This window comes from Shewanella sp. 10N.286.52.B9, from assembly GCF_002873635.1.
GTDB lineage: Bacteria > Pseudomonadota > Gammaproteobacteria > Enterobacterales > Shewanellaceae > Shewanella.
In genome coordinates this window covers 24096-48546 of record NZ_MCTY01000190.1, presented here as the reverse complement: position 1 = coordinate 48546, position 24451 = coordinate 24096, and the positions used below count along the sequence as shown (strand labels likewise).

General features: G+C 43.3%; 25 protein-coding genes. 21 read left to right on the top strand and 4 right to left on the bottom strand.

Annotated elements, in window-relative coordinates:
* Positions 1-13: 13 nt before the first annotated feature.
* The 5 genes from mlaD to murA are packed head-to-tail and all read left to right on the top strand — an operon-like array spanning position 14 to position 3019.
* The gene (mlaD, locus tag BCU91_RS14295; RefSeq protein ID WP_102440106.1) at positions 14-487 is read left to right on the top strand and encodes an outer membrane lipid asymmetry maintenance protein MlaD; all 474 of its coding nucleotides are present in this window, start codon (positions 14-16) and stop codon (positions 485-487) included.
* 30 nt (positions 488-517) lie between these two features.
* A complete protein-coding gene (locus BCU91_RS14290; protein WP_241904092.1) occupies positions 518-1162 on the top strand; it encodes an ABC transporter substrate-binding protein in 645 nt (214 codons plus the stop codon).
* Positions 1159-1455 (top strand): STAS domain-containing protein, encoded by a 297-nt coding sequence (locus tag BCU91_RS14285; RefSeq protein WP_076539162.1) that lies wholly within the window; start codon positions 1159-1161, stop codon positions 1453-1455. Before BCU91_RS14290 ends, BCU91_RS14285 begins: the two co-directional genes overlap by 4 nt.
* Positions 1456-1480: 25 nt before the next feature.
* The gene (locus BCU91_RS14280) at positions 1481-1732 is read left to right on the top strand and encodes a BolA family protein (protein WP_076539160.1); all 252 of its coding nucleotides are present in this window, start codon (positions 1481-1483) and stop codon (positions 1730-1732) included.
* A 27-nt stretch (positions 1733-1759) separates the two neighbouring features.
* Positions 1760-3019, top strand: coding sequence for a UDP-N-acetylglucosamine 1-carboxyvinyltransferase (gene murA, locus BCU91_RS14275; RefSeq protein ID WP_102531744.1), 1260 nt, complete (start codon positions 1760-1762; stop codon positions 3017-3019).
* Between the two features lie 110 nt (positions 3020-3129).
* Here murA and degS read toward each other — a convergent pair whose 3' ends face one another.
* Both degS and BCU91_RS14265 read right to left on the bottom strand, forming a co-directional pair.
* Complete coding sequence (degS, locus tag BCU91_RS14270) at positions 3130-4203, bottom strand: outer membrane-stress sensor serine endopeptidase DegS (RefSeq protein ID WP_102440109.1); 1074 nt, start codon at positions 4201-4203, stop codon at positions 3130-3132.
* Positions 4204-4319: 116 nt separating this feature from the next.
* Positions 4320-5672, bottom strand: coding sequence for a DegQ family serine endoprotease (locus BCU91_RS14265; RefSeq protein WP_102531743.1), 1353 nt, complete (start codon positions 5670-5672; stop codon positions 4320-4322).
* A gap of 233 nt (positions 5673-5905) precedes the next feature.
* Between BCU91_RS14265 and zapE the strand changes: the two genes are divergently transcribed.
* From zapE to rlmB, 8 genes are all read left to right on the top strand, one after another.
* Complete coding sequence (gene zapE, locus BCU91_RS14260; protein WP_102440111.1) at positions 5906-7018, top strand: cell division protein ZapE; 1113 nt, start codon at positions 5906-5908, stop codon at positions 7016-7018.
* 242 nt (positions 7019-7260) lie between these two features.
* Positions 7261-7692 carry a 50S ribosomal protein L13 gene (gene rplM / locus BCU91_RS14255; RefSeq protein WP_076539151.1) on the top strand — a complete coding sequence of 144 codons (432 nt, stop codon included), beginning with the start codon at positions 7261-7263 and terminating at the stop codon, positions 7690-7692.
* Positions 7693-7707: 15 nt separating this feature from the next.
* Entirely contained in the window at positions 7708-8100 is a 393-nt protein-coding gene (rpsI, locus tag BCU91_RS14250) for a 30S ribosomal protein S9 (protein ID WP_076539149.1), read from the top strand.
* A gap of 167 nt (positions 8101-8267) precedes the next feature.
* The gene (locus tag BCU91_RS14245; RefSeq protein WP_102440112.1) at positions 8268-8456 is read left to right on the top strand and encodes a DUF2065 family protein; all 189 of its coding nucleotides are present in this window, start codon (positions 8268-8270) and stop codon (positions 8454-8456) included.
* Between the two features lie 67 nt (positions 8457-8523).
* Positions 8524-9819, top strand: a complete 1296-nt coding sequence (locus tag BCU91_RS14240; protein WP_076539144.1) for an adenylosuccinate synthase — start codon at positions 8524-8526, stop codon at positions 9817-9819.
* Positions 9820-10013: 194 nt separating this feature from the next.
* Complete coding sequence (locus tag BCU91_RS14235) at positions 10014-10667, top strand: SEL1-like repeat protein (protein WP_102440124.1); 654 nt, start codon at positions 10014-10016, stop codon at positions 10665-10667.
* Positions 10668-10702: 35 nt separating this feature from the next.
* Complete coding sequence (gene rnr, locus BCU91_RS14230; protein ID WP_102475896.1) at positions 10703-13177, top strand: ribonuclease R; 2475 nt, start codon at positions 10703-10705, stop codon at positions 13175-13177.
* 4 nt (positions 13178-13181) lie between these two features.
* Positions 13182-13925, top strand: a complete 744-nt coding sequence (gene rlmB / locus BCU91_RS14225; protein WP_102520507.1) for a 23S rRNA (guanosine(2251)-2'-O)-methyltransferase RlmB — start codon at positions 13182-13184, stop codon at positions 13923-13925.
* A 111-nt stretch (positions 13926-14036) separates the two neighbouring features.
* On the opposite strand, the gene BCU91_RS14220 is transcribed toward rlmB, so the two are convergent.
* Positions 14037-14780, bottom strand: coding sequence for a DUF481 domain-containing protein (locus BCU91_RS14220; protein WP_102520508.1), 744 nt, complete (start codon positions 14778-14780; stop codon positions 14037-14039).
* Between the two features lie 365 nt (positions 14781-15145).
* Between BCU91_RS14220 and rpsF the strand changes: the two genes are divergently transcribed.
* From rpsF to rplI, 4 genes are read left to right on the top strand one after another with little or no spacing between them, the layout of a single operon-like run.
* The gene (gene rpsF, locus BCU91_RS14215) at positions 15146-15550 is read left to right on the top strand and encodes a 30S ribosomal protein S6 (protein ID WP_076539132.1); all 405 of its coding nucleotides are present in this window, start codon (positions 15146-15148) and stop codon (positions 15548-15550) included.
* A 7-nt stretch (positions 15551-15557) separates the two neighbouring features.
* Positions 15558-15860 (top strand): primosomal replication protein N, encoded by a 303-nt coding sequence (gene priB / locus BCU91_RS14210; protein WP_076539129.1) that lies wholly within the window; start codon positions 15558-15560, stop codon positions 15858-15860.
* 12 nt (positions 15861-15872) lie between these two features.
* Positions 15873-16100 (top strand): 30S ribosomal protein S18, encoded by a 228-nt coding sequence (gene rpsR, locus BCU91_RS14205; protein WP_055023454.1) that lies wholly within the window; start codon positions 15873-15875, stop codon positions 16098-16100.
* A 30-nt stretch (positions 16101-16130) separates the two neighbouring features.
* Positions 16131-16583, top strand: a complete 453-nt coding sequence (gene rplI / locus BCU91_RS14200; RefSeq protein ID WP_076539126.1) for a 50S ribosomal protein L9 — start codon at positions 16131-16133, stop codon at positions 16581-16583.
* A gap of 144 nt (positions 16584-16727) precedes the next feature.
* Here the strand turns inward: rplI and BCU91_RS14195 are convergent, their stop codons facing one another.
* Entirely contained in the window at positions 16728-18926 is a 2199-nt protein-coding gene (locus tag BCU91_RS14195; protein ID WP_102440116.1) for a S46 family peptidase, read from the bottom strand.
* A 153-nt stretch (positions 18927-19079) separates the two neighbouring features.
* On the opposite strand from BCU91_RS14195, the gene dnaB reads away from it, so the two are divergent.
* From dnaB to dusA, 4 genes are all read left to right on the top strand, one after another.
* Positions 19080-20489 carry a replicative DNA helicase gene (gene dnaB / locus BCU91_RS14190; protein ID WP_076539121.1) on the top strand — a complete coding sequence of 470 codons (1410 nt, stop codon included), beginning with the start codon at positions 19080-19082 and terminating at the stop codon, positions 20487-20489.
* Between the two features lie 127 nt (positions 20490-20616).
* Positions 20617-21708: an alanine racemase gene (gene alr, locus BCU91_RS14185; RefSeq protein WP_102440117.1), complete on the top strand. Its 1092-nt coding sequence runs from the start codon at positions 20617-20619 to the stop codon at positions 21706-21708.
* 69 nt (positions 21709-21777) lie between these two features.
* Entirely contained in the window at positions 21778-23163 is a 1386-nt protein-coding gene (locus BCU91_RS14180; protein WP_102475898.1) for a hypothetical protein, read from the top strand.
* 127 nt (positions 23164-23290) lie between these two features.
* Positions 23291-24316 carry a tRNA dihydrouridine(20/20a) synthase DusA gene (gene dusA / locus BCU91_RS14175; protein WP_102520509.1) on the top strand — a complete coding sequence of 342 codons (1026 nt, stop codon included), beginning with the start codon at positions 23291-23293 and terminating at the stop codon, positions 24314-24316.
* The last annotated feature ends 135 nt before the right edge of the window (positions 24317-24451 follow it).

Here is a 24451-nt window from a genome sequence, read left to right as displayed (position 1 = left end):
GTGGTTTAGTCGTATGTTGACACGGAAAATAGAGTTATTGGTTGGATTGTTCTTATTGTCAGGCTTAGTGGCATTTTGTGTGCTGGTATTTAATGTGGCCAATGTTGAGCTTAAGCCTAATCAGGCAACTTACAGTTTACACGCTGAATTTAGCAATATCGGTGGCTTAAAAGTACGCTCGCCAGTGAAAGTGGGCGGGGTGGTTGTCGGAAGGGTAACTGATATTCAGCTCGACCCCAAAAAGCTTGTACCGATAGTGAGCATCACTATGGATAAGCAATATGATCAATTTCCAGAGACCAGCAGCTTATCGATTTTAACTGCAGGTTTATTGGGTGAGCAGTTTTTGGGGTTAACCCCAGGCTTTATGGATGATGATATTGAGATGCTCGCTGATGGCGATAAAATTTATGACACGCGCTCAGCATTAGTACTGGAAGACTTAATCGGTCAGTTAATCTATAGCATGTCATCGGATGATAAGTAGGAGCGGTATATGAAGCAGTTTATTCGCGTTATGTTAAGTGTCTTTTTATGGTTAAGCATCAGCCAGCTTGGTGCTGCAGAGCTGACGACTGATGACATAGATACCCATGATCCGTTCAAGCTGGTGCAGCAAGTATCAGAGAAAACCTTTGCGCGTTTTGATAAAGACAAAGCCCTCATTGACAATGATTTAAGCTATTTAAAAGTTATCGTTCGCGAAGAGCTTATGCCCTATGTTGATTATAAATACGCCGCGTATAAAGTGATGGGGCAATACCTGCGTGACACGACTCCTGAACAACGTCAGCGGTTTGTGGATGCTTTTGAAGGTTATTTAGTGGCTACCTATGCCCAAGCCTTTACTGAGTACACTGGTCAGCAAGTACAGTTTTTCCCGGCTGCTGATTTTAGTAACGAGAAAATGATCGATGTCCGCGTCGAAATTATTGAAGATGGTCGCCCGCCCATTAAAGTGGTGTTTAAAGCCAGACGTCTAAAAGATGACAGCTGGAAAGCGTTTGATTTGGTGGCGGAAGGCGTGAGTTTACTGGCGTCAAAGCAATCAGAAATTTCCAATTTAATTCGCCAAAAAGGCGTCGATAAGGTCATCGACATGCTTTATGAGCGCACCAACCAAAATATTCGCTTAGATCAGGACGAGGGCAATGCTGCGTGATTGAATTTTCACAGCAAGGTGATATTTGTCACCTAAAAGGGCAATTAACTCAGGTTGAGGTCAGAGAATTGTGGCCAAATCAACAACAATTGTTTACTGATACGACTCAAGTGTTAGACTTGTCTGCTTTAGAGTATGTTGACAGTGCAGGCGTGGCCTTATTGCTTGAACTAATATGTTTAGGTCATTGTCATGGGGACAACACTCAGCCAAGGAGCTTGGCTAATCCGAGTAAGCATCTAAAAAAACTTATCGAGTTGTATGATTTAGAGTCCTTTTTCATAGAACAATAGCATTGAATTTAAGGTAGCACATTTCATGGATTGCAAAGTAATTGAGCAGATTTTATCAGAGGCGTTAACCCTAGATGAAGTACATGTGACTTCAGATGGTAGCCACTACAAAGTGGTTGCAGTTGGCGAAATGTTCGACGCTATGAGTAAAGTGAAGCAGCAGCAGACCATTTATGCACCACTGAATGAACATATTGCCAGTGGTGAGTTACATGCGCTTACTATCAAGACTTTTACGCCGACTCAGTGGAAGCGTGAAAAATTATTTAATATGTAAGCGTAATACTGAGTGTAGAGAATTAGTGTGGATAAATTAACAATACAAGCCAGCAAGCCCCTTGCCGGAGATGTGACCATCTCTGGCGCCAAGAATGCGGCTTTGCCGATCCTGTTTGCTGGTGTTTTAGCTGAAACTGACTTTAATATTTCGAATGTACCTAACCTTCGCGATGTAAAAACAACCTGTGAATTACTTCGCTGCCTTGGTGCTGATGTCACTGAGTTAGGCAATAGCCAATATCGGATCTCAACCACTAATCTCAAAGAGTTTTGTGCGCCATACGATTTGGTTAGAACCATGCGCGCCTCTATTTTGATTTTAGGGCCGTTACTGGCTCGATTTGGTACCGCTGATGTTTCATTGCCTGGTGGCTGCGCGATTGGCGCAAGACCTGTGAACTTGCATTTGCAAGGGCTAGAGCAAATGGGCGCTACTATTGAGGTAAAAGAAGGTTATATTAAAGCCAGAGTTGATGGCCGCTTAAAAGGCGCGCATATCTTTATGGATATGGTCAGCGTTGGTGCCACTGAAAACCTATTGATGGCTGCGACCTTAGCTGATGGTGAAACCATTATTGAAAATGCCGCTCGCGAACCTGAAATTAATGATTTAGCACATTGCTTAATTGCAATGGGCGCAAAAATTACCGGTGTTGGCAGCGCAACCTTGCGTATTCAAGGGGTTGAGAAACTCTCTGGTTGTAACCACAGAGTGATGCCTGATCGCATCGAAACCGGCTCATTTTTAGTGGCTGCAGCCGTGACGCGCGGAAAAATTCGCTGTCTAAGCGCCGATCCTTCAAGCCTAGAAGCAGTTCTGGCAAAACTTGAAGATGCTGGCGCGGTGATTAATACTGGCGACGATTGGATTGAACTTGATATGCAAGGCAAGCGCCCTAAAGCGGTTAATATTAAAACTGCGCCATATCCTGCTTTTCCGACGGACATGCAAGCGCAATTTTGTGTGTTAAACGCATTAGCTGAAGGCACCAGTCATGTGACTGAAACGATTTTTGAAAATCGTTTTATGCATGTACCTGAGTTAAGCCGTATGGGCGCTGAAATGGAGCTAGAGGGTAACACCTGCATCATTAATGGTATTGAGCGCATGAACGGTGCGCAAGTGATGGCGACAGATTTACGCGCTTCAGCGAGTTTAGTGATTGCAGGCCTTATGGCTGACGGTACGACAACCGTTGATCGTATATATCACTTAGATCGTGGTTATGAGCATATCGAAGATAAGTTTAAAGCCATCGGCGGTGAAGTGGTTCGTATTGCATAAGCTGTAGATTGCTTAAGTTGTTTGCCAAAGCTTTATAGTAAAGAATAAAAAGTCAGTTACCTAAGGTAGCTGACTTTTTTATGATTAAATGGTTAAGTTGTAATTTGTGCTTAAGGTTCGACAGCCTTCTCACCAATAATCACTGGCACATCATAAGACTTACCTTCGCGGATGATGGTCATTGTGATGCTATCTCCGGGCGCTGTTTCAGCAATTCTATCCATCAGCATTTCAACCCCAGGAACACTCTCTTCTGCATAAGCGATAATCACATCTCTTGGACGCAGTTTCGCATCTGCCGCAGGCCCTTTGGGATCAACAGCGGTGACCAATACGCCTTTTAAATCCGGTAAGTTGAGGATTTGCGCCATAACAGGGCTTAACGGCTCGCCTGAAATCCCTAACGCGCCACGAATAACGCGGCCATTTTTAATCAACTTTCCCATAATGCTGTGAGCCAGTTTAATTGGGATGGCAAAGTTAATACCGTGCCCGCCACCTTCATCACCGATTTGAAATGCCGCAGTATTAATACCAATTAGTTCGCCAGTGGTGTCGATAAGTGCACCGCCAGAGTTACCGGCATTAATGGCTGCATCGGTTTGTAAGAAATCAAGATAGCCTGAACTTAAGCCGTTTCGGCCGGTTGCACTGATAATACCTTGGGTAATGGTTTGGCCTAAGTTGTAAGGGTTACCAATGGCAAGTACCACATCGCCCACTTGTGCAGGTTTGGATAAATTGATCGGCACGATAGGTAGATTATCGCCTTCAATTTTAAGGACCGCTAAATCGGTGACTGGATCTGAACCGACAACTTCTGAGGTAAATTTTCGGCCATCTTGTAGCGCGATAACAATTTCATCGGCTTTTTTAATTACATGGTAATTGGTTAAAATGTAGCCTTCTTTACTCATGATAACCCCAGAACCCAAGCCTTGAAGCGAGCTTGAATTTAATGGGCTATTTTGATCTAAACTAAGGCTATAAATATTGACCACAGCAGGGGCTGCTCGACGAACGGCTTTAGCAAAGGATAAGTCATTGTGGTGCTGGGTAGTGGTTAAGCCATTATTGAAATTACTGTTGTTGGTTATCGAAGTAACAAATATGAAAGCGGCCGCCATGACTAATCCAAATGCCACAGCTTTGGTCAAATATAAAATTGTGTCTTTGAAATTCATTGGCTGACTAAATTATGAAAAAGTACCCAAGATATTATCATGATTAAAAAAATTAAGCATCGTAACAGGGCTACGATGCTTATTGGGTAAAACAACAGGGTTTATTCGGTGCTGCTTTAACGCAGTACCAAGTAAAGCAGCTTATTGTCACGAAATATTTTCAATGCGACCGCGCCTTGCTGAGTCTTTAGCTGCTCTTTTAAGTCTTTAAGGCTTTTTACTTTACTGCGATTTAGCCCGACAATTAAATCGCCTTTCTCGAGTCCATTTCTGGCGGCTGGCGATCCTTGAGCCACTTCAGCAATTTCAATACCTTTACGGCTATTACTTAACTCAGCCCCTTCAAGCATTGGGTGTAATGCATCAGCACTGGTGCCTGAACTGCTATTTGACTCACCAAGGGTGACATTAATGGTTTCATTATCACCATCGCGAATGATGCCAATTTTAACTTTAGCACCAGCGCCCATAGTGGCGACCTTTGCTCGCAAGGCTTGGAAGTTTTTAATCTGCTTACCATTGACACTGACAATGATGTCACCCGCTTCTATACCTGCTTTGTCTGCGGCGCTATCAGGCATGACTTCACTAATAAAACCGCCATGCTGGGTTTCTAGACCAAATGCTTTGGCCAATTCGTTATCTAAGTCTCGGCCCATAACGCCAAGCACGCCACGTTTAACTTCACCATGCTCAATAATTTGATTAATTAGGTTGTTAACCATATTAGCCGGAATAGCAAAGCCAATACCGACGTTGCCACCACCGGGGGCCACAATGGCGGTATTAATACCGATTAACTCACCGTTAAGATTAACCAAGGCGCCGCCTGAGTTACCACTATTAATCGCGGCGTCAGTTTGGATAAAGTTCTCCAGCATTTCAATCCCTAAACCGCTACGGCCCAAGGCGCTAACAATACCTGAAGTCACGGTTTGCCCTAAACCAAATGGGTTACCAATGGCGATAGCAAAATCGCCGACACGGATATCATCAGAGTTGGTTTGTTTCACTTGGGTAAGGTTTTTCGCTTCTATTTGTAATAGCGCAATATCAGATTCAGGATCTGAGCCAATGAGTTTTGCGTCAATCTCACGACCATCATGTAAACCAATTTTAATTTCATCAGCACCATTAATAACGTGGTTATTCGTGACGATGTAACCCTCTTTGGCGTTAATGATGACCCCTGATCCTAAGCCTCTAAAAGGGCGTTCACGCACTTGTTCTTGGGGGGCGTTAGGGCCAAAGAAATATCGAAACACATCGGGAATTTGTTGTTTAGAGGTTTGGGTGCCGCTGACTGCAACAGAGACGACAGCGGGAGTTGTTTTTTCTAGCATGGGAGCGAGGCTAGGTAGCGCTTGACCATTAACAGTTTGTGGAATTGCAGCTTGGGACAACGCCGGCATTAACGATAAAGAGGCGGATAATATCGCTGCTGAAACTAAGGTTAATTTGGGTTTCATTGTTTCTTGCTCCTTGAAAATTAATCTTTGCTTATACACATATTATGGGTGACTGGCGTAAATACAACTTCAGTTTAGCTGTATTGACTATATAACCTCGGAGTGTTCTAAGTTTCAATAAGTTCAGCCATCATTAACAAAGGTTAATTTTTATGTGGTTTACCGTTACGCCGGCTAAGGGTGATATGTTATGGTTGTGTGGAATTTTCAGCAGTATATAGAGAGTAGTCCCCGTGTCGCAGTTAAGCCCTTGGCAGCATTACCAGCAAGATTTAACCCGTGAAGGTTTCTCCCATGATTTAGCCCAAGAGCAAGCGGTAAAGTCATTGCAACGTGTTTATGAAGAACTTATCGCAGCCGATGTTCAGCAGTCCTCATTGAGTCGGCTTTTAGGTTCAATCGGCCTTAAAAAATCAGCCCCTAGCGTCAAAGGTTTATATTTATGGGGCGGAGTAGGTCGTGGTAAAACTTACTTGATGGATACTTTTTTTGATGCGCTGCCAACAGAGAAAAAACTGCGGGCCCACTTTCATCGCTTTATGCACCAGCTACACCATGACTTAGGCGAACTTGACGGTGTTCAGGACCCATTAATTACTATTGCTAACAAAATGGCGCAGCAATATAACATCATATGTTTCGATGAATTTTTTGTTTCTGACATTACCGATGCCATGTTATTGGGCACCTTGTTCCAACACTTATTTAAAGAAGGGGTCGCGTTAGTGGCCACCTCAAACATCATTCCCGATGACCTCTATAAAAATGGCTTACAGCGCGCAAGATTTTTACCCGCAATCGCCTTAATAAACCAAAACTGCGAGATCCTTAATGTGGATTCGGGTATTGATTATCGCTTACGAACCCTTGAGCAAGCTGAGATTTACCACTACCCACTGGATGAGCAGGCTGACACCAACTTGTTAAGCTATTTTGCCCAGCTTGCTCCAGAATCAGAAGTATTCACTGACGCCATTGAAATTGAAGGCCGTGAGGTGAATATTCGCCAGCAATCCCAAGGGGTGCTATTGGCCAACTTTAGAGACTTATGTGACGGCCCTCGATCCCAGCGCGACTATATGGAAGTGGCTCGTTTGTACCATACCGTTCTATTAAGTGGGCTTGAACAAATGGGCTCAGCCACAACCGGTGATGATATTGCTCGGCGATTTCTCGCGATGGTAGATGAATTTTATGAGCGTAATGTGAAGTTAATTATTTCTGCTGAAGTTTCATTAGAAGATATTTACACAGATGGTTTACTCAGTTTTGAGTTTAGACGCTGCCGCTCAAGATTGATTGAAATGCAATCACATGACTATTTAATGTTGGAGCATTTACCATAAATAGTTATTGAGGGATGAAATCAGCTAAAGCACCAGAGAAGTTTTTTAGAAAACTATCAGAAATTAGGTGATTTTTAACTCAGCTTTGTCTATAATCCGCCACCTGCCCTCGTTACTCCACCGAATTTGGGTGGACGATTTAAACCAATTTCAGCTCGAAGGGGCTTTGAAATGGTCATTGTGTTGTTTGCATTCCGCATTCAGCATTGAGACAGAATTTTAAACATTGGGTTTTTGTAAAAATGAAGACTACATTTACTGCTACACCAGAAACAGTCACACGTGACTGGTTCGTCGTTGATGCCGAAGGTAAAACTTTAGGTCGTATCGCTACTGAAATTGCTACTCGTTTACGTGGTAAGCACAAGCCAGAGTATACTCCTCATGTTGACACTGGTGACTACATCATCGTTATTAACGCTGAGAAAGTTACTGTGACTGGTAACAAAGCTAAAGGCAAAATTTACTACTCACATACAGGTTTCATCGGTGGTATTAAGCAGATTTCTTTTGAAAAGCTGCAAGATCATAAGCCTGAAATGATTATCGAGAAAGCAGTTAAGGGTATGTTACCAAAAGGTCCTTTGGGCCGTGCTATGTTCCGTAAGCTTAAAGTTTACGCTGGCACTGAACATAACCATGCTGCACAACAACCTCAAGTTCTTGATATCTAATACGGGAGTAAGCTAATGTCTGCAACTCAGTACTACGGCACTGGCCGTCGTAAAACATCAACTGCTCGCGTATTCGCTAAAGCAGGTAGTGGTCAAATCGTTGTTAACCAACGTCCACTAGATGTATATTTTGGTCGTGAAACTGCTCGCATGGTTGTTCGTCAGCCTCTAGAGCTAGTTGAAATGACTGACAAACTTGACATCTATGTAACTGTTAAGGGCGGTGGAACCACTGGCCAAGCAGGTGCAATTCGTCACGGTATTACTCGTGCATTGCTTCAGTTAGACGAAGCTCTACGTCCTTCTTTACGTTCTGCTGGTTTCGTTACCCGTGATGCTCGTAAAGTTGAGCGTAAGAAAGTTGGTCTACGTAAAGCACGTCGTAAGCCACAATTCTCAAAACGTTAATACGTTTTCAGAATTCAAAAAACCCAGCTATATGCTGGGTTTTTTATTGGCTTTTTTTAGGTAAAAACGCCAATTAGTCATTCGATGTAATGCGATGACCGCTTAGAAGCGTTATGGTGTAGTCGATGTTTTTTGCTAATGTGTAAACCAAATAGTGGAACTAGACCATGAATTTTCAAATGTTGATGTTTGCCATGGGGCTTGTTTTGGTACTTGAAGGTATCGGACCCTTATTATTTCCGCTGCAATGGAAAAAATATTTAGCCGAATTTTCGATGCAAAATAAGAATAATCTCAGGCGGTTAGGTGGCTGCCTAGTCTCTGCCGGCATAGTACTATTAATAATTTTCGCATAAAATACTTGCATATTACCCCCCTAAATCTGTTAAAATTCGCCTTTATACCGCAACCTTGCAGCAGACGATGGGCAAAAACGTAGTAGTACTCGGCACTCAATGGGGTGACGAAGGAAAAGGTAAGATTGTCGACCTTCTAACAGAACAGGCAAAATATGTAGTTCGTTACCAAGGCGGCCACAATGCTGGTCATACTCTGGTAATTGACGGCGATAAAACCGTACTTCACTTAATTCCGTCAGGGATTTTACGTGATAATGTGAAATGCATTATCGGTAATGGTGTGGTATTGGCTCCTGATGCTTTGATGAAAGAGATCAACATGCTTAAAGAGCGTGGAGTTCCTGTCGAAGAGCGTCTTCTTATTTCAGAAGCATGTCCACTGATCCTACCTTTCCATTGTGCTCTTGATGTAGCTCGCGAAAAAGCGCGCGGCAATCAAGCTATCGGTACAACGGGTCGTGGTATTGGTCCAGCTTATGAAGATAAAATTTCTCGTCGTGGTCTACGCGTTGGTGATTTGTTCAATGCAGAGTTATTCGCAGTTAAATTAAAAGAAGTGATGAAATATCACAACTTTATGCTGACTGAATACTATGACTGTGACGCAGTTGATTATCAAACTACCCTTGATGATGCATTAGCAATTGCTGATTATCTTAAGAGTATGTGTACTGATGTTACTGAATTACTTGATACAGCCCGTAAAGCGGGTGAGCCTATCTTGTTTGAAGGTGCACAAGGTACATTACTTGATATCGACCATGGTACATACCCATATGTGACTTCATCAAACACTACAGCAGGTGGCGTCGCTACCGGTTCTGGTTTTGGTCCTCGTCACTTAGATTATGTTCTAGGTATCATGAAAGCTTACACTACACGTGTAGGTGCAGGTCCTTTCCCAACAGAGCTTGAGAATGAGATCGGTGATTACTTAGGTCATAAAGGCCAAGAGTTTGGTGCAACTACTGGTCGTAAACGTCGTCCAGGTTGGTTAGATGCTGTGGCAATGCGCCGTGCAGTTCAAATCAACAGTGTTAGCGGCTTCTGCCTAACTAAACTTGACGTTCTTGACGGTCTTGAAGAAGTTAAGATCTGTGTTGGTTACCAGTATCCTGATGGAACTGTAGAAACTGTCACACCACTTGCAGCTGAAGGTTACGAACAGGTTACTCCTGTATTCGAAACTATGCCTGGCTGGAGTGAGTCTACCTTTGGTGCGACTTCAATTGAGCAACTGCCACAAGCAGCGCTTAATTATATTGCTCGTATCGAAGAGTTACTTGAAGCGCCTGTTGATATCGTATCAACCGGTCCTGACAGAAACGAGACAATCGTATTAGTTAATCCATTTAACTAACACATAAAAAGGCCGCTATTTAGCGGCCTTTTTAATATGCAGAATTAACAAACCTTAGACGATAAAATTGAAACTGTAACTCCGCGCAATTTCTCTTCTTTTTACTGCTTTTTTAAAATCATTTTGGCAATTCAAATAACCACTAAATATTGTTGTTTGTGCAGTTAATACTCAAGATATAGGCTATAATGCCGATGCATAGAGTAACTAAAGTGTCATTGAGAATCGTTATGCTGCGTTTATGTTTGTTGGTGTTGTGCTTACTGCCGAATTTAGCTGTTGCTGAATTAACCGCGGTGGATATCTATGGTGATGAGCAATTAATTAAATTGATCCGCAATGATGTTTATTTAAAGCAAGTTAAACGCGATGACTGCCAACTAGTGCAAGATATTGAAGCTAGAGCAGAAGTACTCCAGCAGCCCATGTATCAGTTTTTATGGGCCGAAATGCTCAACCATGGTGTGTGTGTAGATAAACACGCTTCCCGTGGCATGGCGTTATTACAAACTGCTGCAGAGCAAGGTAGCGCTGAGGCGATGCTGAAACTGGCCGAATATTACTATCACGGTGAAATGGTAGTGCAAGACAAAAATCGAGCAGTGCAATATGTGATGCCGGCAGCAGCCAATGGCGATCTGCCTGCAAGATTGATGTTAGTTCGCCTATACGGCGAAGGTTATGGTAGCCCTGTTGATTATCAATTAGGTTACCATTGGTTATATAACAGCGTATTTAATGATGCCGCGACACAGAAAAAAGCCACATCATTATTGCAGATGTTAGCCGCTAAAATGCCCGCCAGTATAATAGAGCGAGCACAGCAGCCACAGCTGCACAACCGCTAAGACTCCCACGAGGGAGTAAATTATTTGGAAATTGAATGATCATCGATCCTCATTTTGAGAGAGAGCAAGACAAGTACGAAAACCCAATCCCAAGCCGTGAATACATACTAGAGTATTTGCGTGAGCAAAAGTCACCTGTCACCAGAGAACATATCGCCGCCGCGCTAAAAATGGTTGATGAAGACCACTTAGAAGCGTTAAGAAGACGACTGCGCGCCATGGAGCGTGATGGGCAACTGGTTTATACCCGTGGCCATAGTTATGGTCTTCCTGAAAAAATGGATCTGCTTACCGGTACGATTATCGGCCATCGTGATGGTTTCGGATTTTTTAAATCTGATGAAGGCGGTGACGATCTCTTTATTAATAATCGTGATATGCAGATGTATTTTCACGGTGATAAAGTGTTGGCGCAAAAAGCAGGTTCCGATCGCCGTGGACGACGTGAAGCGCGTATCGTTCGTTTAGTGCAGCAGCGCAGCGCGCCATTAGTCGGCCGTTATCATGTTGATGCTGGCATGGCATTTGTGATTGCCGATGACAGACGAATTACCCAAGAAATCTTGATTGCCAAAGAAGACGCTAATGGCGCCAGAGCTGGCGACGTTGTTGTGCTTGAATTAACCCGTCGTCCTGGACGATTTGTTAAAGCGGCAGCCAAAGTGACCGAAGTGCTCGGTAAAACAATGGCGCCAGGTATGGAAATTGAAATTGCTCTGCGCAATTACGATTTGCCTCACAAATGGTCAGCTGTTATTGAGAAAAAACTTAAGCGCATTCCGGATGAAGTCCCAGAGTCAGATAAACAAGGTCGCGTCGATTTAAGACATTTACCCTTAGTGACCATTGATGGCGAAGATGCCCGCGATTTTGACGATGCTGTTTATGCCGAAACTAAACCTAGCGGTGGCTGGCGTTTATGGGTCGCTATTGCTGATGTAAGTCACTATGTGCGTACAGACTCGGCATTAGATGATGAAGCGAGATCCCGTGGTAACTCAGTGTATTTTCCATCGCAAGTTATCCCGATGCTACCAGAGAAAATCTCTAATGGTTTGTGTTCACTAAATCCCCATGTTGATCGCCTTTGTATGGTGGCTGAGATGACCATTTCAGCTGCGGGTAAACTATCGGGTTATAAGTTTTATCCGGCAGTGATGCACTCACATGCGCGTTTTACTTACACGCAAGTGGCAGCCATGCTAGAAGGTGGCAAGATTGCCCCTGAGCATGAAGCTTTGTTCCCGCATCTTCAGTGTTTACAGTCGTTATATTTAACCTTAAATGAGCGCCGCGCAGAACGTGGGGCGATTGCGTTTGAAACCGTTGAAACCCAGTTTGTGTTTAACGAGCAACGTAAAATTGAAGCAATTGTGCCCCGTAGCCGTAATCAGGCACATAAAATCATTGAAGAATGTATGATTTTAGCCAACGTCGCTTCAGCTAAGTTCGTCAAAAAGCATAAAGGTGAAGTGTTATACCGTGTGCATGAGTCACCTTCAGAAACCAAGTTGGCAAACTTCAAAGAGTTTCTGGCAGAACGCGGTTTATCAATGAATGGCGGCACTGAACCTACGCCGTCAGATTATCAGGACTTAATGCTGAAAATTGCAGATAGACCGGATGCTGAATTGATCCAGGTAATGTTACTGCGCTCAATGAGACAAGCGATATACACCCCTGATAATGACGGTCACTTTGGCTTGGCATTAGAAGAGTATTCACACTTTACCTCGCCTATTCGTCGTTACCCTGACTTAGTCTTACATCGCGTTATCCGTTATTTGTTAGCGGCAGAGCAAGGTGAGATGAAGCAGAAGTGGACCCCAGAAGGTGGCTACCATTATCTACTTGAAGAGCTAGATAAACTGGGCGAAGAGTGTTCAACTACTGAGCGCCGTGCAGATGAAGCCACACGTGATGTCAGCGACTGGCTCAAATGTGAATACATGCAAGATCATGTTGGTGATGAATTTGAAGCTGTCATTGCTTCAGTGACCAATTTTGGTTTGTTTGTACGTTTAAAGGATTTGTATATCGATGGCTTAGTGCATATCTCAAGCTTAGTCAGCGATTATTATCAGTTTGACCCAATGCGTCAGCGTTTGATTGGCGAAAACACCCGCAAGGTTTATCAAGTGGGTGACGAGGTCAATGTCAAAGTTGCCGCGGTTAACTTAGATGATCGTCAAATCGATCTGATCATGATTGGTGATCACGGTAAGAGCCGTAAGAAAGCCAATAAGAAGCCATTAACAGCCAGAGAAAGAGCCAATCTTGAAGGCGCTAAAATGGGCGCATCAGCAAAAGGTGAGCCAGCTGCAGAGTCGCCAGCAAAGGGGCGTTCTGGCAAAGCGGGTAAAAGCACAGCGGGCAAAGCGAAAAAATCTGCCACTAAAGGCGGAAAAAAGCGCAAGCCTGCAGCTAAAGCTGCAAATAGTTCAGCGGCTGGTGTAACATCACCGGCTGCTAAAAAACCATCGACTAAAGCAAAGCGCAAGAGAAAATAAGTAAATGAAAAAACAAGATATCATTTTTGGCATTCACGCAGTAGAAGCTTTGCTAAGCAACTCACCTGAACGCGTCATTGAAGTTTGGGTATTACAAGGTCGTGATGACGAGCGTTTATTACCATTAATCAAAAAAGCGACAGAGTTTGGTGTGTCTGTACAAAGTTCAGGTCGTAAAGTACTAGATGACAAAGCATCGAGCACTCAGCATCAGGGTATTGTTGCACGAGTTAAAGCTGCTAAAATCTTGGCTGAAGCGGACTTAGATGCTTTATTAGAAAAGACAGACCTACCATTTTTGTTAATTCTTGATGGTGTCACTGACCCACATAATCTAGGTGCTTGTTTACGTAATGCCGATGCTGCCGGTGTACAAGGGATTATCGTACCAAAAGATAACTCGGTGGGACTGACGTCAATCGTGAGCAAGGTTGCTTGCGGCGCGGCTGAAACGATTCCATTATTCCAAGTTACCAACCTTGCCCGTACTATGCGTCATATTCAGCAAAAAGGGGTGTGGATTATTGGTGCCGCCGGTGAAGCGGATTGTGAGTTATACCAAGCAGACTTAAAAGGGCCTTTAGCCATTGCGATGGGCGCAGAAGATAAAGGTTTACGCCGTTTAACCCGTGAAAGCTGTGATTCAATAGTGTCAATCCCGATGGCGGGAAGTGTTTCGAGTTTGAATGTGTCTGTAGCGACAGGTGTTTGCTTGTTTGAAGCAGTGCGTCAACGCTTAGTAAAGTAATTTACTGAACGGTTAAGCAGATATTGAAGCGGGCCTTAGGGCCCGTTTTTGTTTATCTGGGGTTTGAGAAACCAAGCCAACGCTAATCACTTAATATTAGATTAGTGCGGATTACTGGAAGGTATATAGCAAGTTAAATGTGGTGATGGTATCGGTTTTTACACTGTCTTCAGGTACCACTGCTGTGTATCTCACATTTACACCCAGTTTGAATGCCCAATCCTGTAAAAAGGTATTTCTATAACTGACATCCAAGGTCAAGGTATTGTTATCTTCACCAATTTCTGAGGTTAAATCGGCATTAAGACTGGTATATTCTTGCAATTTAATATTGTACTTGGCTGCAGTACGTAAAATGATGTCTTGGTTGGCTGCTGGGTTTAGGTCCGAATCCGTTGCTTTGGGTAAGTCATAACGAAAACCGGGACCAACTTCTAAACTCAGGCTTTGGTTATAATTTGAGACCACATCAAAACCATAACCAGTAGAAACCGTCGACAGTTTGGTATAACTACCAAAATCATCCCAAGTAAATTCCCCTCGGCCAAAAATATAGCCGCTTTCTAGCTTATAACTTGACTGGGCAAATACATCATACTTTTCTGCAGTGGTAGAGTCTTTATCTGCGGCGTAATACACCTTAAAGGTAAATTCCTGACGGGCTTTTTCAGTATCATAATTTAAATAAGTTCGGCCATTAAAGTTCTGCGACTGGTTGTTACCGGTATTGAGTTGCATACCCGCTTCAATTTCAGCTTTAAAGTCACTTGGTGGCTCTTTATAGTCAGGGGGAACAAGTGCCCACGCTGAAGACGTAGTGAGTAAAGAAGATATGAAGATGCAGACTTTTTTCATTACGTTGTTTCTATATAGTTATTAGGAATGCCTGAAATACGGATGAAGCGCCATAATACCTGTATTCGCAGTGGCTGCAAAGCGCTCAATGGCTTCATCTGTGTATTCAATATCAAATTAAATTTCACGCTGGTTATTGTTTTTTGCTGGGTATTTTCATTATTTACCGTCATTGCTGTCAACGCCTGCTTGAGTGAGTTAATCAGTTAAAGGTAATAAAGCATGCACCACACAAGTATTGCTTGAGTTTTGTGCGGGCTTTATGTATCATCCCGCGCTTAAATCAGTCATTTAATTCCGTTCCTTGCCTCCAACTTGGTCTGACTGAGCCACACGTGAGGCTAATTAACCGTAAGGAGCAATAAATGCGTCATTATGAAATCGTATTTATGGTTCACCCAGATCAAAGTGAACAAGTCCCAGGTATGATCGAGCGTTACAGCAGTGTAATCACTGATGCTAACGGTACTATCAGCCGTTTAGAAGATTGGGGTCGTCGTCAATTGGCTTACCCAATTCAAGACCTACATAAAGCTCACTATGTTCTTATGAACGTAGAAGCAACTGCAGAGTCTATCGAAGAGTTAGAAACAGCTTTCCGTTTCAATGACGCTGTTCTGCGTAACATGGTAATGCGCACTAAAACTGCTGTTACTGAAGCTTCTCCAATGGCTAAAGCAAAAGATGAGCGTGATTCACGTCGTGCTCCTACTGCTGCACCAGCTGCTGAAAAAGAAGTTGAAGCAAGCGCTGAAGAAACTGCTGAATAATTAGTCTGTGATTAATCACTTAGTGTTGACCGGAACGATAACTCGTTCAAAGCGTTTTGATAGTCCCAGCGGCATTCCCCATAAGGTGATTACGCTAGAACACAAAACACAGCGGTATGACGATCAAATGTTGAGAAATGTTTATTGTCTGATCCAAGTCATATTAAGTGGTAAGCGCTTTAACAGCGTAACAGAAGAATTAAAAGCAGGTGTGCAGGTCCAAGTTGAAGGGTTTATCTCTTTACAACAAGGGCGAAATGGCCAAAATAAATTGGTTTTGCATGCCGAAAATGTCGAATTGAAAACTTAGGAGACTGTCAACATGGCACGTTATTTCCGTCGTCGCAAGTTCTGTCGTTTCACCTCTGAAGGTGTTGCAGAAATTGATTACAAAGATATCGTTACTTTAAAAAACTACGTAACTGAAAGCGGTAAGATTGTTCCTAGCCGTATTACTGGTACTAGTGCTAAATATCAACGCCAACTAGCTCGCGCGATTAAGCGTGCTCGTTATCTTTCTCTACTGCCTTACACTGATTTACATCAGTAATCGCAGTATTTAAATCAGAGGAATTAGATAATGAACGTTATTCTGCTTGATAAAATCGCTAACCTAGGCAACTTAGGTGACCAAGTTGCTGTTAAAGCTGGTTATGCTCGTAACTTCCTTTTGCCACAAGGCAAAGCTGTTATCGCTAATGACGAAAACGTTAAAGTTTTCGAAGCACGTCGCGCTGAATTAGAAGCTAAATTAGCTGCTGAATTAAGTGTTTGTACTGCTCGCGCTGAAAAGCTTGCTGCATTAGAGTCAGTTGTTATCGCTTCTAAAGCTGGTGACGAAGGTAAATTATTCGGTTCAGTGGGCAACCGCGACATCGCTGATGCAGTTACTGCAGCAGGCGTTGAGCTAGCTAAAGCTGAAGTACGTCTACCTTTAGGTGCTTTACGCAACCTAGGTGACTTTGAAGTTGAAGTTCAACTTCACACTGAAGTTAAATCAGTAGTTAAAATCTCTGTTGTTGCAGAAGATTAATAGCTCATTGATTTAAATAAAAACACCGCCAATTGGCGGTGTTTTTTTATGTCTTAATTTTAGGCTTTTAAGGCTTCAGCTTTACCTGTAATGAGAGTGGTCAGGGTACCCCAAGCTCGTTTGCACAAGTTGGGGCGTGATACTCTAATTTCTTACTAGCTCTAACTCATCAATCAAGTTTTGGGCGTGATCAACTTTATCCATCATCCATAGGATGTAACGAAAGTCTACGTGTACTGCACGGGTTATCGTTGGGTTAAAGAACCAATCTTTAGTAATCGCCTCGTAAGTTGAATCAAAGTTCAAACCTACTAACTCACCTTTACCGTTAAATACCGGTGAACCTGAGTTACCACCTGTAGTGTCAACACTGGATAAGAAGTTAACCGGCACTGAGTTAAATTCTTCTGGCGTATCTAAACAAGAGAATAAACGACAAATCCATGAGCGTGGATCTTGATAAACCGATGCGACAGAGTGCTCACCGTTATCATTGGCTTTAATTGCCGTTAATAGCTTTTGTGGCGCGTTATATGGATCTTCGCCAGTATGTTTAGCCACTATGCCTTCGAGACGGGTAAAAGGCTGCTTATAGAGTGCATCTGCAGACTGATAACCATCGACCATGCCGTAGGTGATCCGTAAGGTGCGATTGGCATCTGGATACACAGGCCAGTCATTGGCTTTGTAATAGCTGATGATGGCTTTCATGTATTCAGGGCGAGCGGTTGATAACTTACCTTTTAAAGTGTTTTCGGCTTTTTCCTGTGCCATGTTGGTGTCGTGCAGCGCTACCGCTAAGCGAATAAACGGATCTGAGCTGGTTTCAAAGGCTTGGGCGTCTTTGTCCATCCAAGCTAAACGCTGCTCTTTATCCATTAAAGTGGTTAAGGCGTAATAGGCATCTAATTTTGCTGATAATGCCTCAGCATCAGAGATCTTATTCAGTGCGTTATCAAGAATTTCAACGCGCTGATTTTGCCCCATGTAAGCGTTCAAGTCTTGTAGCCACAAGGTTTTATCGACACTGGCATCAAAACTTCTATCAAGGCGTTTTAAGTTAGCGGCAAACATTTTCATATCACGCTGCTGAAACCCTTGCTCACGCTCTGCATCGGGCAGTTGTTTTTCTTTGGCTAAACGATAGAGCTTTTTAGCTGCGGCAAGTATTGCACTTGATTGGGCATTATTAAAATAATAGTCAGTTTGAATGAGGTTATTTTGCTCAGCCAGTAATGCTTCTAATTCACCAATCAATTGATGGTTAGCATTGGCGTCTTTTTTAAGCCAAGCTAAGAAGTTATCTTCACGTGATTGTTTGATACCGACAATATCTGTGGCTTTAAAACCATCGAGTAACCCGTTCAGTTTTTTCATTCTGTTTGCCATGGAGGCAAGGTTACCGGCGTATTTAATCGCAATGGCGTTATTGTCGGCAGCCATTTGATTAATGGTGTCGATTTGCAGTTGATAGCGCTTAGCGTAGGTTGGATACATCCAATCACTGGCAAACTCTAACTCGCTGGTTAGGCGGTAACGACTGGTCGCTCCCGGATAGCCTGCGGCAAACACGCCATCTCCGGCTTTAACGCCATCAGCATTTATTTTAAGATAACTTTTTGGCTGATAAGGCACATTGTCTTCGGCATAACTTGCCGGCTGACCGTCTTTGCCCACATAGGCACGTAAGAAGGTAAAATCGCCCGAGTGGCGTGGGTATTCATAGTTATCAATATCGCCGCCAAAAGCCCCTACGCTTTCAGGTGGTGCGTATACTAGTCTGACATCACGAATAATGAGTTGTTTAATTAAGTAATACTCAAGTCCATTATGAAAGCTGCTGACTGAACAACGGTAGTTTTCGTCGGTTTCGCAGTCTTTGATTAATGCTTTACGGTTTGATTGGATATCTTCATAACGGCTAAGAGGATCGCGACTTAAATTCGCATTCACTTGAGAAGTGACATCCGTTACCTTCTCAGTGATGTATAATCGCTCATTAGGGCCTGCTGATGGCTCCTCTTTTTTAGTATTAGCTAGAAAGCCGTCTGCTAAGTAATTATGTTCAGTTTTGCTGTTATATTGGATGGCTCGATAGGCACAATGGTGATTGGTCACAACTAAGCCTTGGGGAGAGACAAAACTGGCGGTACAATAGCCCAGACCCACAACCGCATTCATTGGATACTGGGTTAAATCTGCAAGCTGTTTAGCAGGAATATCGATGCCGCGTTGTGCTAATTTATCTGCAATAGAAGGCATTTGATAGGGTTGCCACTGACCTTCATCGGCATAGGCAAATCCAGAAGACAGCACAAGGGCTGCAACGAGTGCATAACGCATGTTCTTTCCTTATTTTTTATTATTTATTGTTGTTATTTATTCTGATTGTTTATCCGTGTTGGGATAAATGTTACGCGATATCATTGTACTACATGTTTGCATGACCTCGGTGTTATACCATATTTACAAACAGGTTGGGAATTGGGAGTTTTAATGTCACAGAAAGGTCCTTTTAAAGCCAGAGAAAGGTTCAAAGATGCTCAAGTTGATGCGCTGAAATTACCGCCGCATTCAATTGAAGCTGAGCAATCGGTTCTTGGTGGGTTGATGCTTGATGCTGAGGCCTGGGATAGAGTGGCTGAAGCGCTTGTGCCCGAAGATTTTTATTCTCGCTCCCATCGGATGATTTACGCTGCGATGAGCCGTTTGGTTGAAAGCAGTCACCCGATTGATTTGATCACCGTATCAGAGCGCCTGGAAGTTGAAGATCAACTTGAAGACGCTGGCGGCTTTGCTTACTTAGGTGAAATTGCCAAAAACACCCCGAGTGCGGGTAATATTTTATCTTATGCCGATATTGTACGTGAACGAGCTGTTGTACGTGACATGATTGGTGTTGCCCATGAAATTGCTGATGCAGGCTATAACCCTGAGGGTCGTAACTCCAGTGATTTACTGGATTTAGCGGAAACTAAAGTTTTTAAAATTGCTGAGTCGCGTGCTAATGCCAACGAAGGCCCTGAAGGGATTAAATCGATCCTTGAAAAAACCGTCGACAAAATTGAGCAGTTATACAATAACCCCCATAACGGTGTGACCGGTGTATCAAGTGGTTTTACCGATCTTGATAAAATGACCGCCGGCTTCCAATCGGGTGACCTTGTTATTGTGGCGGCACGTCCTTCAATGGGTAAAACCACCTTTGCGATGAACTTGTGTGAACAAGCAGCCATGAATGAAGATAAACCTGTGCTTATTTTCAGTTTAGAGATGCCATCAGAACAAATTATGATGCGTATGCTGGCATCACTTGGCCGGGTTGATCAAACTAAAATTCGTACCGGTCAGTTAGATGATGAAGATTGGGCGCGTGTTTCTTCAACCATGGGGATTATGCTTGAGCAAGGCAAAATGTATATCGATGACGGTTCAGGCTTAACGCCGACAGAAGTGCGAAGTCGTGCCCGTCGTATTGCGCGTGAGTATGGCGGTTTATCAATGATCATGATTGATTACTTGCAGTTAATGCAGGTGCCTTCATTAAAAGATAACCGTACCTTAGAAATTGCAGAAATCTCGCGCTCACTTAAATCCTTAGCCAAAGAACTAGAGATCCCGGTCATTGCGTTATCACAGCTTAACCGCTCGTTGGAGCAACGTGCTGATAAGCGCCCAGTTAACTCTGACTTACGTGAATCAGGTTCAATTGAGCAAGATGCGGATTTGATCATGTTTATTTATCGTGATGAAGTGTATAACGATGATTCAGAACAAAAAGGTGTCGCTGAAATCATTATTGGTAAACAACGTAACGGCCCGATTGGCCGCGTGCCGCTGGCGTTCCAAGGCCAGTTCTCGCGTTTTGATAATTATTCTGGCGCACAAGTCTTTGATGAAGATTAATCTCATCAGATAGGTATTTAGTCTTTGCGTTAGTCGTACCGAAAAGCCTCTGTTTTAACGCAGAGGCTCATTTTTTAGTCTTGTGTTGCTCAATTATTTGAATGAAGCAATCAGTAAGGTTAGTTATTTGAAACCATTTCCCCGTGCTGAAATTAGTCGTAAAGCTTTGCAGGCTAACCTTGCAAGGCTGCGTGAAATTGCGCCCAACAGTAAAGTCATGGCTGTGGTTAAAGCCAATGGTTATGGGCATGGCTTGCTCAACGTGGCCGAGTCTGTCGCTGACTGTATTGACTGCGCCGATGGATTTGGACTGGCGCGACTTGAAGAGGCGCTTGAATTACGCCAAGGCGGTGTTAACGCTAAGCTACTGTTGCTTGAAGGTTGTTTTCGTCAATCTGACTTACCCACATTAGTTGAGCATAAAATTGATACCGTGGTGCATCATGAGTCGCAATTGGTGATGTTAGAGCAATCGACACTTACTGCGCCCATAACCGTCTGGCTTAAAATTGATACAGGCATGCATCGTTTAGGCTTTGGTATTGAACAATTCAAGGCTGTTTATCAACGCTTAATGGCTTGCCCACAAGTTGCCAAACCTATTCATTTAATGACCCATTTTGCTTGTGCCGATGAGCCTGACAATCCCTTAACCCAAGTGCAAATTGATGCTTTTCAGCAGTTGATTAACGATTTACCTGGCGATCGAACGTTAGCTAATTCTGCCGCTACGTTATTTTGGCCTCAAAGCCAGTGTGACTGGATAAGACCAGGTATCGCACTCTATGGGGTATCGCCTGTACTGGGTGATAAAGGTGTTCATCATGGGCTAGTTCCCGCAATGGAGTTAGTGTCAAACCTTATTGCGGTACGTGAGCATAAAGCCGGACAAAGTGTTGGCTATGGCGCTTATTGGACTGCAAAACAAGATACTCGTCTAGGCGTGGTTGCCATAGGTTATGGCGATGGTTATCCGCGCAATGCCCCTGAAGGTACCCCCGTGTTGCTTAATGGCCGCAGAGTGCCCATTGTTGGTCGAGTCTCTATGGACATGCTGACCGTTGATTTGGGGCTTGATGCAACTGATAAGGTCGGGGATTCAGTGCAGCTGTGGGGTAAAGGGCTCGCTGTAGAAGAAGTGGCAGAGCACATTGGCACCATTGCTTATGAGTTAGTAACTAAACTCACCCCAAGAGTCGTGGTTGATTTACAAGATTAATCTCAATTTAATTAATGGTTTATAGCCTAGAGCTTGAATCTTAAATTAGTCATAGATAGGAAGTGTTAAGTGCAGTTGTATAAATCAGTCGTTATGATTTATTGCGTGTTTTTTAGTATCGACAGTGTCGCCCAGTCTGAAGCTATTCACTCCGTAATTTCAAATGATCCAGAGTATGTGACTGCCAGTAAAACCACAACGAGTCATCGCCCTGATACAGAAGTGGTTGTAGAGACTGAGCTTATTTCTGAGATAAACCCACAGTCACAGCAACAAAATACTGCTGAAAAGCCGTCTGCGGTAACGCCCTCTGAAAAAGCACTGTCTCCAGAATTTGTCGCTGTGCCAATTGTCTTTTCAACTGAGACCTTGAGCACCACATTCGGCGCAGCAGGTGTCCTTAAGCATGCCGGTCAACCGCAAGCCGTAGCATTAGGCATTGGCTTATACTCTGCCAATGACAGTTGGCTAAGTTATGCAGGTTTTTATCATTATCAATTGCCAGAGCTTGATCAATGGTTATTTAGTGCCGAATTGTTTCGTGGTCATTACGAGCAAGGGATATATTACTTGCCCAATAGTGACCTATACGAGCCAAAAGCCAATGACATCAGTCGAGTCATTAGTGTCGGGGATGAAGGCTTTAACAAACTGACCATGGAATATGTATTACCCATCGCCAGAGGTAAGCATGGCGCTGCAAACGCGCTTGGGAAAAACACCACACCAATTAGCTGGAACCCATTAGAGTCAGGTGTTAGCTCTATCAGCTTAACCCCGTTTAGCAAGTATCGAGAGCTTGAAGCATTAGCCTATTTAGCCGACGAAGCCCGTGGTGTTGAGCTTGCTTTTAATTGGGATAACCGCGATGCCAAACTAAATAGCACCGAGGGTGGTCAAACAAATCTAACCATCACCAAAGGCTTTAGTGTCGATGATGATCCAAGCTGGTTGATGTGGGAATTTGAACAAAGCGCATTTATGTCTTTTGGGAGTAACAGTTGGTTTGAGCAACAAGTGCTCGGGATTAATTTCTACTTAGCGGATACCCCAAGTTGGGAGCAAGATTATAAACAACAGCAATTTCAGCAGCCTCCTAGTTTTGCTGGGGTGTCATTAGGTGGCTTTGATCGTTTGCGCGGTTACTCTTCAAAGCAGTTTACTGGCCGCAGCGCAGTCAATTATGCCCTAGAGTATCGAGTCACACCTCAATGGCAGCCACTACAATCACTGCCGGTGTTTAATCTATATAACATTCCTTGGTGGCAGTGGGTATTATTTGCCGAAGCTGGCAATGTGGCTGATGAATTTACTTTAACTGAACTGCATGATGATATGAAAACTAACTACGGCGCAGGCATACGTTTTGAAGTTGAAGGTATAGTGATAAGAACCGACTTTGTTACTGGCGGTGATGAAAGTCAGTTTTGGGTTATGGTTAATCAAGCATTTTAGTTTCTTGGTGATGAAATTAGTGGCTGCTGATATTAATTAGCCGTTTGTTAATGATATAATCACTAGTTCGTTTTTTAGTAAGCATCATATTTTATTAATCGTTGATTTTCTTCGATAAGGTACCATTTTGGCTCTAACAACACTCAACCGCTCGCTTTCTATCGCCCCCATGCTTGATTGGACCGATAGGCATTACCGTTACTTTGCGCGCCTGATGTCTGCACATACTGTGCTTTATACCGAAATGGTGACGACAGGGGCGATCATTCATGGTCAGGCTGATTACTTAGCTTATAACCAAGAAGAGCATCCGCTTGCTTTGCAGCTTGGTGGGTCTAACCCTAAAGATTTAGCCACCTGTGCCAAACTGGCTTTTGAGCGCGGTTATGATGAAATCAATTTAAATGTGGGTTGTCCATCAGATAGAGTCCAAAGCGGACGGTTTGGCGCTTGTTTGATGGCTGAGCCTAAGTTAGTTGCAGAATGTGTTGATGCCATGAAGCAAGTTGCTGATATCCCTGTGACGGTTAAAACCCGTATTGGTATCGATGAGCAAGACAGTTATGAATTTCTCACCGAATTTGTTGATACGGTTAAAGCTATTGGTTGCGATACTTTTATTGTCCATGCCAGAAAAGCGTGGTTACAAGGGTTAAGCCCAAAAGAAAATCGTGAAATTCCAGAGCTTAACTATGAGCGGGTGTATCAATTAAAGCGGGATTATGCTGATTTAAATATCAGTATTAATGGTGGCGTTAAAACCATTGAAGATTCATTGGTGCATTTACAGCAATTAGATGGGGTGATGATCGGCCGTGAAGCGTACCAAAACCCTTATATATTAGCTGAAGTGGATCAACGTATTTACGGTGACGACAAAGCTGTGTTAACTCGTGAGCAAGTGATTGAACAAATGGTGCCCTACATTGAGCAGCATATACAGTCAGGCGGGCGTTTAAACCACATCACTCGTCACATGATTGGCTTATTTCAAGGCCTACCTGGCTCAAGGGGCTGGCGTAGATATCTTAGTGAAAACGCTCATAAGCCGGGTGCGGGTGTTGAGGTTATTTGGGATGCGGTTGAGAAAATGCATCAAAGTAGGCCGCCTGCTGATGTGACTTTCTACCCTAATAACATGAGTAATGATTAAGTCTTTATTCGTTAAAAATAGCGTCTCATTGAGGCGCTTTTTTTATGCCTGTAGCTTAGCTAATTAAGTATTAGCTAAATTCACTATCAGGATGGTGAAAATGACTAATTGTTTGATTATTGTTCAGTGACTGTT